General features: G+C 45.1%; 13 protein-coding genes. 1 reads left to right on the top strand and 12 read right to left on the bottom strand.

Going from position 1 to position 16,176, the window contains the following annotated elements; genetic code table 11:
• Nucleotides 1-72 precede the first annotated feature (72 nt).
• The 3 genes from NE638_RS09305 to NE638_RS09295 are packed head-to-tail and all read right to left on the bottom strand — an operon-like array spanning nt 73 to nt 2,470.
• Nucleotides 73-453, bottom strand: a complete 381-nt coding sequence (locus NE638_RS09305) for a prenylated flavin chaperone LpdD (RefSeq protein WP_110102993.1) — start codon at nt 451-453, stop codon at nt 73-75.
• A complete protein-coding gene (locus tag NE638_RS09300; protein WP_044960990.1) occupies nt 438-1,007 on the bottom strand; it encodes a UbiX family flavin prenyltransferase in 570 nt (189 codons plus the stop codon). The genes NE638_RS09305 and NE638_RS09300 overlap by 16 nt, the downstream gene beginning before the upstream one ends.
• Nucleotides 1,004-2,470: a UbiD family decarboxylase gene (locus NE638_RS09295; protein WP_173746073.1), complete on the bottom strand. Its 1,467-nt coding sequence runs from the start codon at nt 2,468-2,470 to the stop codon at nt 1,004-1,006. Before NE638_RS09295 ends, NE638_RS09300 begins: the two co-directional genes overlap by 4 nt.
• Before the next feature lie 171 nt (nt 2,471-2,641).
• Here NE638_RS09295 and NE638_RS09290 point away from each other — a divergent pair, with 171 nt between their 5' ends.
• The gene (locus tag NE638_RS09290) at nt 2,642-3,517 is read left to right on the top strand and encodes a LysR family transcriptional regulator (protein WP_118608921.1); all 876 of its coding nucleotides are present in this window, start codon (nt 2,642-2,644) and stop codon (nt 3,515-3,517) included.
• Nucleotides 3,518-3,527: 10 nt separating this feature from the next.
• Here NE638_RS09290 and feoB read toward each other — a convergent pair whose 3' ends face one another.
• The 9 genes from feoB to dxs all read right to left on the bottom strand — a co-directional run bounded on the left by feoB (nt 3,528) and on the right by dxs (nt 16,175).
• Nucleotides 3,528-5,906, bottom strand: coding sequence for a ferrous iron transport protein B (gene feoB, locus NE638_RS09285; RefSeq protein ID WP_173739524.1), 2,379 nt, complete (start codon nt 5,904-5,906; stop codon nt 3,528-3,530).
• Nucleotides 5,907-6,313: 407 nt separating this feature from the next.
• Nucleotides 6,314-7,759, bottom strand: coding sequence for a glycogen synthase GlgA (gene glgA, locus NE638_RS09280; RefSeq protein ID WP_015524465.1), 1,446 nt, complete (start codon nt 7,757-7,759; stop codon nt 6,314-6,316).
• 58 nt (nt 7,760-7,817) lie between these two features.
• Entirely contained in the window at nt 7,818-8,624 is an 807-nt protein-coding gene (gene spo0A, locus NE638_RS09275; protein ID WP_015524464.1) for a sporulation transcription factor Spo0A, read from the bottom strand.
• A 324-nt stretch (nt 8,625-8,948) separates the two neighbouring features.
• Nucleotides 8,949-10,154: a SpoIVB peptidase gene (gene spoIVB, locus NE638_RS09270; RefSeq protein ID WP_118752528.1), complete on the bottom strand. Its 1,206-nt coding sequence runs from the start codon at nt 10,152-10,154 to the stop codon at nt 8,949-8,951.
• Between the two features lie 150 nt (nt 10,155-10,304).
• Entirely contained in the window at nt 10,305-11,990 is a 1,686-nt protein-coding gene (gene recN / locus NE638_RS09265) for a DNA repair protein RecN (RefSeq protein WP_110102999.1), read from the bottom strand.
• Nucleotides 11,991-12,032: 42 nt separating this feature from the next.
• Nucleotides 12,033-12,494 (bottom strand): arginine repressor, encoded by a 462-nt coding sequence (argR, locus tag NE638_RS09260; RefSeq protein ID WP_021650687.1) that lies wholly within the window; start codon nt 12,492-12,494, stop codon nt 12,033-12,035.
• A 16-nt stretch (nt 12,495-12,510) separates the two neighbouring features.
• Nucleotides 12,511-13,371, bottom strand: coding sequence for an NAD(+)/NADH kinase (locus NE638_RS09255; protein ID WP_015524460.1), 861 nt, complete (start codon nt 13,369-13,371; stop codon nt 12,511-12,513).
• A gap of 23 nt (nt 13,372-13,394) precedes the next feature.
• Complete coding sequence (locus tag NE638_RS09250; protein WP_114001763.1) at nt 13,395-14,204, bottom strand: TlyA family RNA methyltransferase; 810 nt, start codon at nt 14,202-14,204, stop codon at nt 13,395-13,397.
• Between the two features lie 84 nt (nt 14,205-14,288).
• Complete coding sequence (gene dxs, locus NE638_RS09245) at nt 14,289-16,175, bottom strand: 1-deoxy-D-xylulose-5-phosphate synthase (protein ID WP_173746072.1); 1,887 nt, start codon at nt 16,173-16,175, stop codon at nt 14,289-14,291.
• Between the last annotated feature and the right edge of the window lies 1 nt (nt 16,176).

Raw genomic sequence — 16,176 nt, 5'->3', positions numbered from 1 at the left:
CGCTGTTTGAGCGAAGAAAGTCTCGGACTTTTGGAAAATAACTTTAGCAGGTTCCAGCCGTTCGTTACTCAACTACCGCTGCAGTCCTTCTATCACCATCTCCGTCAGACGCACAACACTTCCCTGTACCTCCCGGATCTCTTTCTCCGAAATACCATCCTTATGAAATCCCCCGGTGCAAACCACTCTCTTTCCCAGCTCTTTCGAAACCTTCTCCGCCATCCACCGGCAGATCACCTCGTCCTTATGTCCCGGAAAATTCAAAACTGAAGAAGTCGCACTCACAGAACCATCCCCTGTCAGAGACACTCTCGGTTCCGTCTGCACCACACATCCCAGATGAGGTCTCTCTCCGCCTTTCAGACAGATAAGCACATCCTCTCCGACAAATGCAGCACTGACCTCCAGCTTACAGCCTGCAGTCTCCACACACTCTTTTACAATCCATTCCATCTGCGATACTCCTTTGCTTCGATCCCAAACGGTTCCAAAAGCTTTGCCGCAATATGATACACCATATCATCAATGCTCTCCGGTTTATGATAAAACGTCAGCATCGGCGGAATGATCCGTACTCCCGGAAGCATGGATAGCTCATAAAGATTTCGGAGATGAATCCCGCTTAACGGTGTTTCTCTGGCTGCCAGCACCAGTGTTCTCTGTTCCTTGACCGTCACATCTGCCGCACGCAGAATAAGATTATCCGCATAGCCACTGTGGATCCCCGCGATCGTCTTCATGCTGCAGGGCACGATCAGCATCCCCTCTGTTTTGAAAGAACCACTGGCCGGTTTTGCCCCGATCTCTCCCGGTGCACATACATGATCTGCCAATCGTTTCACATCCTCCGGTTCCAGCTCCGTCTCCTGGCGAAGAGTCAGCTCTGCACTGGAGCTCATGATCAGATAAGACTCAAAATCCGGATTCTCCCGGATGATCTCCAGACATTTTACAAGGAGCGGCAGGCCGCTTGCACCTGTCGCACCAACTATAATTCTCTTTTTCATTTTTTCAGCCATTTCTCCGGATCCAGTTCCATAAAATGGGCTCTGTGAAAATCTTCCTTCAGATCATAAGGCACCGTACAGTCAAAAATAGTCTTGCATGCAATTCCATGATCACGGATACTTGGAGAAAATGCAGGATCATTGGACGGATCAAGAGGATGACAACGGACACCCGGAATGGTGATCACATCCACATCCCCCTGGAATCTCGTATTCATCGCCCAAAGTACGTCATTCATATCAAAGCAGTCCACATCTTCATCTACCAGAAATACATTTTTCAGCTCACTGAAGGCGGAAAATGCAAGAAGTGCAGCCTGACGCTGTCTTCCCTCATCACTTTGAGAAAGCTTTTTAAACTGAAGGACAGCCATATACTTTCCACCTCCGGCACTGTTGCAGTATACGTTCTGAAGTCTTCCTGGCATTGCTTTTTCCACCATGCCATAGATGCTGGCTTCTGTAGGGATTCCCGCCATGGATACGTGCTCCTCACTTGGCCCGATACAGGTCTGCATGATCGGATTTTCACGATGTGTCACTGCTGTAACCTTGATCAGCCAACACTGATCACTTGCAGGCCCTGTATATCCCGGAAACTCCGGCATGGCGTATCCGGTATTGCTATTCTGATCTTCCTTTACACGCACACCCGGGATCACTTCTCCCTCGATCACGTATTCCGCATTGGCGATGGCACGCTCGTTAACGGTTAAACATTTACAGAGTTCCACCGGCTCTTTGCGCAGTGCACCGGCTACAGACAGCTCATCATACCCCAGTGGTGTTGTAGGCGGCTCAAAACAGGAACCGATCTCAATAGCAGGATCAACTCCGATACTGATAGAAATCGGCAGCCTTTGTCCCAGCTCCTCAGCACGCTCTGCCATTGCTCCGATATGTCTGGCACCAGGTGTAAAGAAAATGGAAAGCTCATCTTTTCCCTGAATGCAAAGACGATGAATGGTCACATCGTGAACTCCAGTATCCGGGTGTGTGGCGTAGCACATGCCAAGTGTGATATACGGGCCCGCATCATCCGGTGTGTTCGTTGGCGCAGGAACCAGCTTATAGAGGTCAAAATCCGGATCTGCTGCCTTATGCACCACCTGCTGACACGGTGCATCACCTTCAAGATCGACCGGTGGAATTGGATTCTCCACGCTTTTGCAGAACATCTTTCCAAGATTTTCCGGCTGAGTGTCAAGTAAAGCAGCAACTCTTTTTCTGCTTGCCAGAAGACCGATAGCTACCCTTGCATCCGGGTGTCCTTTTATACGATTAAAGATCATGGCAGGTCCTTCCTTTGTGGGACGCTTCACCGTTCCACCGGCTCCTACATAACGATATACCCCTGCAAGCTCTGCCATCGGATCAACTTCCACCTCTGTTTCGATCAGCTGATCTGGCATCTGCTCCAGAAGTGCCAGAGCACTTCTCAGATCTCTTACTTTTTCTGCCATAAAAAACCTCCTGCGTTATCTTTATATTACTGTTCACTCCGTTCTCAGTAACATCTTTATTTTCTTATGTTATTTTATCTCTTTTTTACATGGTGAATCAATTCTTTCTATGATATAATTGTTTCCAATATGGAATGATTCGTCACTATTTTCTAAAAGGCAGGTGTTACCATGACTCTTGAACAGATCGACTATTTTATCTGTGCAGCTCAATCCCGGACTTTTTTTGATGCTGCAGAAGCTATGCATATCTCCCAGTCCTCCCTTTCCAAGCAGATCATGAAACTGGAAAAAGAACTGGAGCTTACCTTATGGGACCGCAGCAAGCGTACTGCTGTGCTTACTCCTGAAGGAGAGTTTTTTTACAAAGAAGCACTTAAGATTTCCAGACAGTATCATCGTTCTCTGGAAGCAGTGTACCATTTTAAGGACAGTAAGCTCCAGGCACTTCATATTGGAACACTTCCTTTTCTTTCTCAGTACCATCTTACTTCTGTGATACACAGTTTTTGTGATACACACCCGGAGCTTTCTTTTTCTCTGAAGGAGGTAGAAGACGAAGAACTTCTTTCCGGTCTTGAAAAAGACTTTTTTAATCTGATCTTTGTACGAAAACACATGATAGACCCGGAGCTCTATACTTTTCATGCTCTCACAGCAGACCGTCTGGTTGCTGTTTTTCCTGAAGCTCATCCCTCTGCGTCCAAAAAATCGGTCTCTCTTTCCGAACTGAAAAAAGAATCTTTTATCCTGATGCCTCCGCACACCTCCATTTACCGTTTCTGTATGCAAAGTTTTCATAATGCAGGGATCCACCCTCAGCTTCTGCGTACTGCCCGCGCAGAATCTATTGTCAGCGCAGTGGAAATTGGCGAAGGGATCAGCCTTCTTACAGAAAGCAGCTTTCAGTTCTTTCGTCAGCCTTCGCTTGTTGCTGTCCCGGTTAATGGACTGAAAAAGCTATCTGTTGGAATTGCCCATAAAAAAAATATGGCTCTCACAACCTCTGCAGAATGTTTTCTGCAGTTTGTGAAAAGCCATATGTAAGGTATTTTTTCTATAATCCAAGCATCATTCCCACACCATGTACCGCAAACGCAACGATCCATGCAGTGGCACACTGTACTGCTACAATACCGGCGGCAGCTCTTACAGTTCCCATCTCCCGACGCACAGTTGCAATAGCTGCAACACAGGGTGTATAGAGCAAGGTAAAGATCAAAAATACGTAAGCAGTAAACGGTGTAAATAAAGTCTGAAGCAATGCCGTATTTCCGCCCAGAAGGACTGTCAGCGTAGACACAACGCTCTCTTTTGCCATAAAGCCCGTGATCAATGCGGTGGATACTCTCCAGTCACCAAAGCCCAGCGGAGCAAAAAGTGGTGCCACGATGCTTCCGATCTTTGCCAGAAGGCTCTGATCTGTGCTGGTAACAAGGTTAAGACCTGCATCAAAGTTCTGCAGGAACCACACGATCAGCGTTGCCGCAAAAATAATTGTAAACGCTTTCTGTATAAAGTCCTTCGCCTTTTCCCAGATCAGCTGTCCTACACTTTTTGCAGAAGGAAGCCGGTAATTGGGAAGCTCCATGACAAACGGAACCGGCTCTCCCTTATATTTCGTCTTTTTCAGGATCAGCGCATACAGGATCCCGCAGAGAATTCCTGCAAAATAAAGGCTGATCATCACAACTCCTCTCCACTGCTTCGGGAAAAATGCACTGGTGAGAAGTCCGTAGATTGGAAGCTTGGCACTGCAGCTCATAAACGGAGTAATCAGGATCGTCATTTTCCGGTCACGTTCACTGGATAATGTTCTGGTTGCCATAATGGCCGGCACCGAACAGCCGAATCCGATCAACATCGGCACAAAGCTTCTTCCGGAAAGTCCGATCTTTCGAAGGAGCTTGTCCATAACAAAGGCTACACGAGCCATATATCCGGTATCTTCCAGGATTGACAGGAAGAAAAACAAAGTAACGATCGTAGGAAGAAATCCAATCACGCTTCCGATACCGCTTAAAATTCCATCCACAACCAGTGACTGCAGTACTGAGCTGACACCTGCCACCTCCAGTCCCCTGCCAATAAGTGCAATTACCCAGTTCACGACCATAGTCATTCCGTCTGAAAGCCAGGCTCCCAGATAATTAAACGTCATCACAAATACAATTGCCATAATTCCCACAAAACAGGGAATTGCTGTATATTTTCCGGTAAGGATACGATCTATGGCGACACTTCGTTTATGTTCACGGCTTTCTGCCGGTTTTACCACAGTTTTCTCACAAAGCTTTTCAATAAAATTGAAGCGCATGTTCGCAAGAGCTGCCTCACGGTCCAGACCGCCATCCTTCTCCATAACATGTACCAGCCCATCAAGAACCTTTTTTTCACCTTCAGGCAAAGCCAGACGTTTTTCGATCAGAGAATCTTTCTCTACGATCTTCGTAGCTGCAAAACGTACAGGAAGTCCTGCTTTTTTTGCATAAGGTTCGATCAAATGAACGGCTGCATGGATACATCTGTGAAGTGCGCCTACCGGATCCTTCGGTGACTGATTGTCAGTACAGAAATCAATTCTTCCCGGTGCTTCTCTGTATCTTGCAACATGGACTGCATGATCGATCAGCTCATCAATTCCTTCATTCTTCGCTGCTGAAATAGGTACAACCGGAATTCCTAAAATCTCCTCCAGTTCATTGATCCGAACAGAGCCTCCATTTGCCCTTACCTCATCCATCATATTTAAGGCCAGCACCATTGGGATTCCAAGCTCCATCAGCTGCATGGTAAGATAAAGATTTCTCTCAATATTGGAAGCATCTACAATATTAATGATTCCTGTCGGCTTCTCATTCAGCAGAAAATCTCTTGTTACGATCTCCTCGCTGGAATACGGGGAAAGTGAATAGATTCCAGGAAGATCCGTTACCGTTGCCTCCGGATGCCTCCGGATGCTTCCTTCTTTCTTGTCAACAGTTACACCTGGAAAGTTACCAACATGCTGATTGGAACCTGTCAGCTGATTAAAAAGAGTTGTCTTTCCACAGTTCTGATTACCTGCCAGTGCAAACGTGATCGGTTCCCCTTTGGGAATCGTATCACCGATCCGGTTCTTACGATAATCTCGAGCCTTTCCAAGTTCTCCCACACCAGGATGAGCAATCGGCTGATGCCGTTCATTTTCTTTCTTCGTTTCCGTCATGGATTCGATCGATACGATCTCAATCTTTGCAGCTTCCGCCAGCCGCAATGTCAGCTCATATCCGCGCAGCACAAGCTGTACCGGATCTCCCATAGGAGCTGTTTTACGAAGAGACACTTCTGTCCCCGGTGTAAGCCCCATATCCAGAAGATGATGTCTCAGCTCCCCCTCGCCACGAACACTGATGATTCTGCCACATTCTCCAGTCTTTAATTTGTCCAGTGTCATATTGTCACCTCATCATAAGTACAATTTACATGGTCAATACATATATCTGTATTATCCACTGGTACATCGTTTCGTAAATAACTATATCAATCGGATTCACAGACAAGTGAATGGTATAGTTATTTCAAAAACGATGCACTAATATAAATGTAACACAATTTAAGTTATTTGACAATAACTGATTAATCTGATAAGTTTCGTACAAATAATACCAATTCAAAAGTTATTTATCATTAACATTTATATTTTTTCTCACTTTAGCACAATTCCTGTTTGATAAACAAACACCTTCATATTTTTTGCAGACATACAATAACATCCATGTATATTCCCGCAATAAAAAAGCGCAAACGACATATTATCTGTCGTCTGCGCCTTTTTATTGCGAGAACCGCTTCGGTGAATCCTTACTCACCAATTAACCAATTGTACATTTCCTCATACTGACGTGCGGAATTGTTCCAGGAAAAATCTGCAGCCATCGCGCGATCTACCATTTTATTCCATTCACGTTTCTTGTCATAATATACACTCTCTGCATAACGGATCGTAGCAAGCATTTCATGTGCATTGTAATTTACGAAGGAGAATCCTGTTCCGGTTCCCTCGAATTCATTGTACGGGACAACTGTATCCTTCAGACCACCGGTCTCTCTGACGATCGGAAGAGTTCCATAACGAAGGCTCATCAGCTGGCTTAAGCCACATGGCTCAAACAGTGACGGCATCAGAAATGCGTCAGATGCTGCATAAATTCTGTGAGACATTGCCTCATCATAGTAGATCTGTGCAGATACCTTGCCATGATACTTCCAGTCAAAATGACGGAACATATTCTCATAACGTTCCTCACCGGTACCAAGAGCAACGATCTGAACCGCATCCTGACACAGTTCGTCCATGATATAAGCGATCAGATCAAATCCCTTCTGATCTGTCAGGCGGGATACAATACCGATCATCATAGCTTTCGGATCCTGCTCAAGTCCAAGATCTTTCTGAAGCTGGATCTTGTTCTTGATCTTCTCCTTGCGGAAGTTCTTTGCATTGTAATTCTTGGTGATATTCGGATCTGTCTCCGGATTGAATTCATTGTAATCAATACCATTTACAATACCACGCAGGCTGTTGGCTCTCGCATTGAGAAGTCCGTCCAGCTTCTCACCATAAAACGGTGTCTTGATCTCTTCTGCATAGGTATTACTTACTGTGGTAATGGCATCTGCAAATACCATACCGCCCTTCAGGAAGTTTGCGTCCTTGTATGCTTCCAGTTTATCCGGCGCAAAGTAGTAATCGGAAAGGCCTGTGATATCCTTAACAGTCTTAACATCCCATACACCCTGAAATTTCAGGTTATGTATTGTCATAACAGTCTTGATTCCACGGAAGAATTCATTCTCCTGGAAAGAATCGTGAAGGTAAACCGGAACAAGTCCTGTCTGCCAGTCATGACAATGGATGATATCCGGTCTGAATCCGATCACCGGAAGAACCGATAACACAGCTTTGGAAAAGAAAGCAAATTTCTCAAGATCCCATGGTGCACTGTCATATGGTTTCGGACCGCTGAAATAATATTCATTGTCAATGAAGTAAAACTGGATCCCGTCATACTGCATCTGCATAATGCCTACATAGCAGTTCTTAAATCCCAGATCCATATAAAAATGGGTCACATACTCCATTTTGTCTTTCCATTCCTGTTTCATGCAGGCATATTTCGGCAAGATCACGCGTATATCAAAATATTTTTTGTCAAAGCACTTAGGCAGTGAGCCGGCAACATCAGCGAGTCCTCCTGTTTTGATAAAAGGTACTGCTTCTGATGTAGCAAACAGAATTTTTTTCATCTGTATTCCCCTCCCTGGGTACACCCGTTTTTATTTATGATTATACTCCAAAATTCATCTAATTTAAAGACCGATTTTTATATTCTAGTCTGATTTTATCTGCGATCAGTGCTATAAATTCAGAATTCGTGGGTTTCCCTTTTCCGGTGCTTACAGTATATCCAAACAATTCATCAATGGTATCCATCTTTCCCCGGCTCCATGCCACCTCGATCGCATGTCGGATCGCCCGCTCCACTCTGCTCGGTGTTGTCTGATGGCGTTTCGCAATGGTTGGATATAATACCTTAGTAATGGAATTGAGCATTTCCATGTCATTGACAGACAAAATGATCGCATCCCTTAAATACTGATACCCCTTGATGTGTGCCGGAACTCCGATCTCATGAATGATATTCGTCACATCGGTTTCCAGATTCCTCTCCGGCTGAGGCTTTTTGGTTTCTGTGATACCTGGCCTTGCAATCTCCCGCACTCTTCTGTCCCCAATCTTCCGAATATGTTTGATCCGGTTTAAAAGTGTGGTGTTGTCAAAAGGCTTCAAAACATAATAGTCTGCTCCAAGACTGAATGCATCCTCTGTAATCCTCTCCTGTCCAATTGCAGATAATACGATAAACACTGGAACTTTTTTGACATTTGCGTTATGGGAAAATTTCTCCATAACGGAAAGGCCGTCCATCTTCGGCATAATGATGTCGAGAATCACCACATCCGGCTCCTTATCTTTGATTATGTTACAGATTTCTTCTCCGTTGTGTGCTTTTCCGACCAGTTCAAGGTCTTTATCTTCTTCGATCATCTGACCGAGCATGTCTGTCATTTTCGCGTTATCATCAGCAATTGCAACATTTAATTTGTCCATGAGGACCCTCCTAACTTCTATCTCCTTGGGTTTCCAGACATACCCCCTGTCACCACGGCAGTAACCGACACTGTTAGCTGCCTGCGCTTTCCCCTTGCTGGCGACAAAATTATTATAGTGGAAATCCTGTAGTAAAATCAAGATAAAAGTAGTTATTTTATCACACTTTCGTACGATATTTTTCGACATTTTTTCTCTTATATATCACAAAATTCACCAAAATGTAGGTATTTCAATCTGTATCCGGCATTTTTCCCCATATAAAAAAGAGGCACTTTTCCCGGACTTTTTCCATGTTTTTGTGCCTCTTTCCTCAACTGCAGATTATGCATTGCCTGTCATATTTTCAATAAAAATCCCATATCCGCCGGTAGAATCCTGCACAAATACATGAGTCACGGCACCAAAGAGTTTTCCGTTCTGAAGCACAGGACTTCCAGACATTCCCTGAACGATCCCACCTGTTTTTTCCAGGAGTTCTTTATCTGTGATCTGGATCACGAAGCTCTTATTAGAATCCTCATGGTTCATATCGATCCTGGTGATCTCCGCGGCATATTCTTTTACTTCGCCGTCTGTGCAGCAGAGAACAGATGCGGGTCCAATTTTCAGATCCTGTTTGTAACCCACAGGAATCTTCTTCAGATCCAGATTTTTCACCTGATCAGCATCCACAGTTCCAAAAATGCCGTTTTTACTGTTTTCGGAAATCTCACCCAGGATATTGTCAGCTTCGTATCGGATCAGACCAGATAGTTCTCCAGGATTTCCTTTTTCTCCTTTCTGGATCCCCAGAATCTGGGCGTTGTAAAGATTTCCATCTGCGATACTTAAAAGTTCGCCGGTATCCACATCGCTGATCCCGTGACCAAGAGCACCGAACCCTCCATTTTCGTCCACATAAGTCAGGGTTCCGATTCCCTGTGTATCGTCCCTCACCCAGATGCCAAGCTTATAGTTTCCTTTCTCATCTTTCACCGGCGTCAGGGACAGGGGAATCGTCTCTTTTCCCCGGCGGACCTTCAGTGTTACAGATTCTCCGCAAAGATCTGCAAGATCCTCCAGAAGATCCTGCTTGCACTGGATCCGGTTCTGATCAAAAGCCACAATATAATCTCCCGGCTTTACAATGTCCCGGGCCGGTTCTTCCATCTCACCACTTTCCGAAAGGATCTCGCCTGTATCAATGATCAGAACTCCTTTCGTCTGCATATAAATACCTACTGCATCTCCGCTTGCATATACTTCTTTTGCAGTTATATTTTTTACCTTCACATCCTTAAAAGGGATCACTCCCAAGAGTCTGCAGTGCAACTTATAGCTGTCTTTTCCTGAAACGGTGATCGCATCATCAAAGCTGATAAAAGGGCGTTTAAGAAGATTGGCTACTTCCCGGCTGTCCTCATGATCCACCAGGATCTGATCCGGGATCTTTCTGTCCAGAAGCCGGTAGCCCAGCCATCCCATCAGAATCAGATCCAGCGCAAGAAATACAAGGAGCCAACATCGGTATTTTCTTTTTCTGTTCATCTTACGTCACATCCTTTGTAATTTTCTGATACAAGCAAATCCCCACCCACTGCTTATTGCTTTTCGCAACTGAAGCAGGAAACTGACTTGATTCGGTTAAAAAAGAGGACTGACCTTTCGGTCGTCCTCTCTTAGTATGTAACGTATAAATTATTTCAGTCTTGTATTTTTTTGTTGCTGTGCCAATTCCTTCATCTCTCTTGCATTTCCAAGAACAGCCGGCGTGATCTGGGCACCGCCCAGAAGTCTGGCAAGCTCACGAACAGATTCCTCTCCTTCCAGAGGATGGATCTGGGTGATGGTTTCTGTTCCTTCTACATGTTTCTCAATCTCAAAATGGGTATCTGCCATTGCTGCGATCTGTGGAAGATGTGTGATACAAAGCACCTGCCTGTGCTGTCCGATCACTGCCATTTTTTCAGAGACCTTCTGTGCAGTACGCCCACTGATCCCTGTATCGATCTCATCAAAGATCAATGTATCGATCTGATCTTTATCTGCAAGGATCGCTTTGATGGCAAGCATAATCCTGGAAAGCTCACCACCGGATACGATCTGTCCCAGCGGTTTTCTGCTCTCACCTGGATTTGTGGAAATCTCATATTCCACCGCATCATAACCATTATCTGTATAATTTTTTCTGCGGTCAAAACGGATAGAAAAATCCACATCCTCAAAATTCAGTTCCTTCAATCCTTCGATAATCTTTTCATCCAGCTGTTTACTGTATTTTTTCCGGATCTCTGAAAGTTCATGCGAAGCTTCCTCAAGAATCTTTTCTGCCTGCATAAGTTTTTCTTTCAGTAACCGGAAATTTTCTTCGAATCTTTGAAGTTTTTCTAATTTTTCCTGCTGTTCCTTCTGATAAGACAAAATTTCATGGATCGTCTGTCCATACTTTGCCTTCAGACTATTGATCAGATCCAGTCTTTTTTCTGTTTCAAAAAAAGTTTCTTCGTCAAAAGTCAAACTATCCATATAAGAGGACAGATCACGGCAGAAGTCACTGAGAAGTGAATCGATTTCCATAAGAGCTTCCTGTAAAGGTGCAAGATCCTTATCGTAATCTGCAATTCTTGAAAACTCTTTCAGGGCATTTCCGGTCATATCTGCGGCGCCCTGTTCATATCCGGTCATCCCACGAACCATTTGTGCTGTTTCCATGATCCTTCTGGCATTGCTCAGCTTCCGGTAGCGATCCTCCAGTGTTTCGTCCTCTCCCGGAATAAGAGCTGCCTCCTCGATCTCATTGATCTCAAATTCCAGAAAGGCTTTTTCACGGTTGCGCTGTTCCTCATCCATATCCAGTGCTTTCAGCTGATCCACACAGTCCCGATACTCCTGATAAGCTTTCCGGACCTTCTCCCTGGCAGGAAGGATCTGTTCCTTTCCATATACATCCAAAATAGCCAGCTGGCGGTCTCCATAAAGAAGTGACTGATGCTCATGCTGTCCGTGAATGTCCAGAAGACAGGCTGCTGCTGCTTTCATCTGGCTGACAGTACTTGTCTCTCCGTTGATCTTGTTGATACTTCTGCCGTCCATGATCTTGCGGGACATCAGCACCTGTCCGTCTTCCGGATAGATGTCAAGCGCCGCAAGGGACTCTCTGGCTTTCGTGTTTTCAACCTGAAACAGCAACTCTACCAGGGCATAGGAAGCATTTTCACGAATCATGCTTCTGGAAGTTTTTCCACCCAGGATGAGCTGTATAGATCCTAACAGAATGGATTTTCCGGCTCCGGTCTCACCAGTTAAGATATTTAAGCCTGGTCCGAATTCCACCTCTGATTCCTCTATCAGTGCAAGATTTTTTACATGCAGATGTACTAACATTGATTTCCTTTCTGGCATAAAGCATTTACATATTCTGTCATTTTATTTTCCTCTGGATAAGATCCCGCCAAGCTTCTGAACTACACCCGGTGCCTGTTCAGAGGTTTTCACCACACACATAATGGTATCATCTCCGGCAATACATCCCAGGATTTCCGGCCATTTCATGGCATCAAGAGCTGCTGCTGCCGCCATGGCCATTCCCGGAATTGTTTTTACCACTACGATATTCTGTCCGATGTTCATAGCGATCACTGCATCTTTCAGAACTCTGGAATATTTATCACTTAACACATCCGGTGTATGTTCTTCCAGGATCGCATATCTGGACTTTCCGTTGCTGCCTGCAACCTTTGTCATTTTCAGAGCACGGATATCTCTGGATACGGTAGCCTGCGTAACCTTAAAACCGGCCTCATTCAGTCTTGCCGCAAGTTCTTCCTGTGTATCGATCTCGTACTGACGGATCAGTTCGATAATTTTTTCATGTCTTGCTACTTTCAAAATTGAACCTCCTGCATCAGCTGTTACTCATTTTCTGTCTCAGAACCTCCACAAAGCTCAGATGGTTCAGCTTGAGGATTTTTGTCCTGACTGTGGCTTTCCGGATCACGATCCGATCACCGGTGACCATGGATATCTGGGTATCCCCGTCGAAAGAGGCCACCGCTTTCTCAATAGTATTATGTCTTCCCTCACCGATCTCTACTGTAACTGCCTCTTCCCCGGAAAGAATGATACTTCGGGTGTTCATGGTATGGGGAGCGATGGGGGTCATGATCATCATACTGGCACTGGGAGAAACCACGGGACCTCCCGCTGACAGACTATATCCTGTAGAACCGGTCGGAGTGGAAATGATGATACCATCTGCATTGTATGAATTCATATATGCATCATTAACATAATTCTTGAAACGGATCACACGGAGATGTCCTTCTCTTCCGATCACAATATCATTTAATGCGATATCTTTTCCAATAAGTTCCTCTCCACGATAGATCTTTCCTTCCAGCATCATACGATCTTCCAGCTCATAGTCATCTGACAGAAGCCGATCCAGAGCCGGATACACGGAATTTTTATCCACCTCGGCAAGAAATCCCAGAGTTCCCAGATTGATTCCAAGAAGAGGGATATCCAGATGCACCACATCCCTTGCAGCCTGCAGAAGTGTTCCATCTCCCCCCAGTACAATAATGCACTGTGTATCCTGCGGAATCCCATCCGGGTCCGTATAATGATACGGTCCTTCCATTTTTTCGGTGATCTTCTGCACATGACACCTGGCACCATGCTTCTCCAGATAGGCAATGATCCTATTAGAAAATGTCAGTTCCGGATCCTTGGCACTGTTTGGAATTATATAAAATCTGTCCATATTGCTTCAGTCCTTTCCAAACATCAGTCCAGCTGTCCGTGGGCTTCCTTTACCACATCCTCTACGGATACGTCAAGACTCACAGGTACTTCTGTTCCTTCCGGATGTTTTTTCAGATGAAGGAGATATTCAATATTTCCCTCAGGTCCCTTGATGGGAGAAAAGGAAAGATGACAGGGCTCCATAGAAATACTCATGGCATAATCTCTGACTTTCTCAATGACTTCTTCATGGACCTTCGGATCACGGACAACACCTTTTTTTCCGACTTTTTCTCTGCCGGCCTCAAACTGAGGTTTGATGAGACATACGATCTCTCCGTCCTCTGTGAGAAGGTTTCTTACAGGAAGAAGCACTTTTGTAAGGGAGATAAAAGAAACATCGATCGAAGAAAATGCTGCCGGACCTTCCAGATCTTCCGGTACCACATAGCGGATATTTGTTTTTTCCATGCATACAACTCTTGGATCATTCCTGAGTTTCCAGTCCAGCTGTCCATATCCCACATCAATGGAATAGACTTTGACCGCTCCGTTCTGAAGCATACAATCTGTGAAACCGCCGGTGGATGCGCCTACATCCATGCACACCTTATCCTTCAGCGTCACGCCAAAATTTTTCATGGCTTTTTCCAGCTTCAGTCCGCCTCTGCTGACATAAGGAAGAGTCTTTCCTCTTACCTCCAGCTTGGCAGTCTCAGCAAACATGGAGCCAGCCTTGTCTTCCTTCTGACCGTTGACATATACTTCCCCGGCCATGATATACGCTTTTGCTTTTTCGCGTGACGGTGCAAGTCCCTGTTCCACCATCATGATATCCAGTCTTTTTTTCATATTATCCTCCAACAGCCCGGCTCTTTATGTGCCGGGCTGTAAAATGCCTCACAGCTTCGTATTCTTCTGCAAAGGCTATGTCCTTTATTTTCTGTTATTCACAAGATTTTCCCAACTCTGTTCTACCGCATCCAGGATTCCCTGTACATTTAAACCTATTTTCATTCGCTGACGGTCCACCGTTCCATGCTCAATAAAATGATCCGGTATTGCCAGTGGAAGAACTCTTACTTCCGGATGACAGGCTTCCATATAAGCAGATACATGTTCTCCGAACCCACCGCTTTTTACATTCTCCTCCACAGTGACCAAAAGACTGTGGTTCTGCGAAAGCCGATCAAGAAGCTCTGTATCCAGAGGCTTTACAAAACGGACATTGACAAACGTAGCTCCTGCTATTTTGTGATCTCTTATCTCTTCACAGACCTTCTGACAGACAGAAACCATGCTGCCAACCCCGAGAACTGCAATCTCACTGCCTGGAGTGATCACTTCACTTCTTCCCTTCTTAAGTGGCTCATGACATTCTTCCATATCGGTACATGCCGATCCTTTCGGATATCGGATCGCACAGGGACCATCCAGCTCTTCTACTGCAAATTTCAACATCTCCTCAAGCTCTTTTCCATTCTTGGGAGCCATAACTGTCATATTGGGAATCATGGACAGATAGGAAAAATCAAAGCATCCATGATGTGTTTCACCATCTGCTCCGACAAATCCTGCCCTGTCAATGGCAAAGATCACATGAAGATCCTGCATACATACATCGTGAAGGATCTGATCGATCCCTCTCTGCAGGAACGAAGAATATACCGCAAAAACCGGGATCATTCCCCCAAGTGCCATGCCTGCCGCAAAGGTTACTGCATGTTCTTCCGCAATACCCACATCAAAAAAACGCTCCGGGAATTTCTTCCGGAATCGGTTCAGTCCGGTTCCATCTGGCATAGCAGCTGTAATAGCAACTACTTTTTTGTTCTTCTCTGCCAAAGAACATATTGCACCGGAAAAATGATCCGTATATGTCGGCGCTGTTTTTGCTGCAAGAGGTCTGCCACTCTGGATGTCAAAAGGACCTGTTCCGTGAAAACGCTCCGGATGGGAAGATGCCGGTCCATAGCCTCTGCCTTTTTCTGTAAGGACATGGACAACAACCGGTCCCTCCACTCTCTTTGCCTCATTAAAAAGCTTCATCATCTGGCGCATATTATGGCCATCTACCGGTCCCAGATAAGTCAGCCCCATATTTTCAAAAAGCATTCCGGGAATGATCAGCTGCTTGATGCTGCTCTTGGTCTTTCGGACCGTATCTACCACGGCGGTTCCAACATGGGGAATCTTTTTGAGTGTTTTTGTCACGCCGATCTTCATTCCTGTATAAGTCTCAGCTGTACGCAGAGCGCTTAAATAGGTGGACATTCCTCCTACGTTCTTGGAAATAGACATGTTATTATCATTGATGATAATAATAAAATTAGTCTTCAGCTCAGCCGCATTGTTCAATGCTTCATAAGCCATCCCACCGGTAAGCGCACCATCTCCGATCACGGAAACCACATGGTATTTCTCTCCCATCAGGTCTCTGGCACGGACATAGCCAAGTCCTGCGGAAATGGAATTGGAACTGTGTCCGGTATCAAACGAATCACAGTTACTTTCATTCCTTTTTGGAAAACCGCTTAAACCTCCTTCTTTACGAAGATCCTTAAAGCCGTCTTTTCTTCCTGTAAGGATTTTATGTGTATAAGCCTGATGTCCCACATCCCAGATCAGCTTATCCTGTGGAAGATCAAGCACATTATGCAGAGCAAGAGTCAGCTCCACCACACCCAGATTGGATGCCAGATGGCCACCTGTCTCACTTACACTCTGGATCAAAAAGCTCCTGATTTCCTCAGCAAGGCGCGGAAAATCCTCCAATGAAACTTTATGAATATCATTTGGCTTTTTAATTTTTTCCAGAATCATT

The organism is Blautia sp. MSK.18.38, assembly GCF_024460535.1.
In the GTDB taxonomy this organism is placed as follows: Bacteria; Bacillota; Clostridia; order Lachnospirales; family Lachnospiraceae; genus Blautia_A; species Blautia_A fusiformis.
The sequence above is the reverse complement of the archived record's forward strand: the minus strand, read 5'-3'. Positions and strand labels throughout refer to the sequence as shown.

Bases quoted from the DNA above. Each gene is read 5' to 3' on its own strand.
- NE638_RS09250 (WP_114001763.1), bottom strand. From the start codon at position 14,204: ATGAAAAAAAGACTGGATATCATGATGGTGGAACAGGGACTTGCACCG.
- feoB (WP_173739524.1), bottom strand. From the start codon at position 5,906: ATGACACTGGACAAATTAAAGACTGGAGAATGTGGCAGAATCATCAGT.
- NE638_RS09305 (WP_110102993.1), bottom strand. From the start codon at position 453: ATGGAATGGATTGTAAAAGAGTGTGTGGAGACTGCAGGCTGTAAGCTG.
- NE638_RS09255 (WP_015524460.1), bottom strand. From the start codon at position 13,371: ATGGACAGATTTTATATAATTCCAAACAGTGCCAAGGATCCGGAACTG.
- glgA (WP_015524465.1), bottom strand. From the start codon at position 7,759: ATGAAAAAAATTCTGTTTGCTACATCAGAAGCAGTACCTTTTATCAAA.
- NE638_RS09290 (WP_118608921.1), top strand. From the start codon at position 2,642: ATGACTCTTGAACAGATCGACTATTTTATCTGTGCAGCTCAATCCCGG.
- spo0A (WP_015524464.1), bottom strand. From the start codon at position 8,624: ATGGACAAATTAAATGTTGCAATTGCTGATGATAACGCGAAAATGACA.
- spoIVB (WP_118752528.1), bottom strand. From the start codon at position 10,154: ATGAACAGAAAAAGAAAATACCGATGTTGGCTCCTTGTATTTCTTGCG.
- NE638_RS09295 (WP_173746073.1), bottom strand. From the start codon at position 2,470: ATGGCAGAAAAAGTAAGAGATCTGAGAAGTGCTCTGGCACTTCTGGAG.
- dxs (WP_173746072.1), bottom strand. From the start codon at position 16,175: ATGATTCTGGAAAAAATTAAAAAGCCAAATGATATTCATAAAGTTTCA.
- recN (WP_110102999.1), bottom strand. From the start codon at position 11,990: ATGTTAGTACATCTGCATGTAAAAAATCTTGCACTGATAGAGGAATCA.
- NE638_RS09300 (WP_044960990.1), bottom strand. From the start codon at position 1,007: ATGAAAAAGAGAATTATAGTTGGTGCGACAGGTGCAAGCGGCCTGCCG.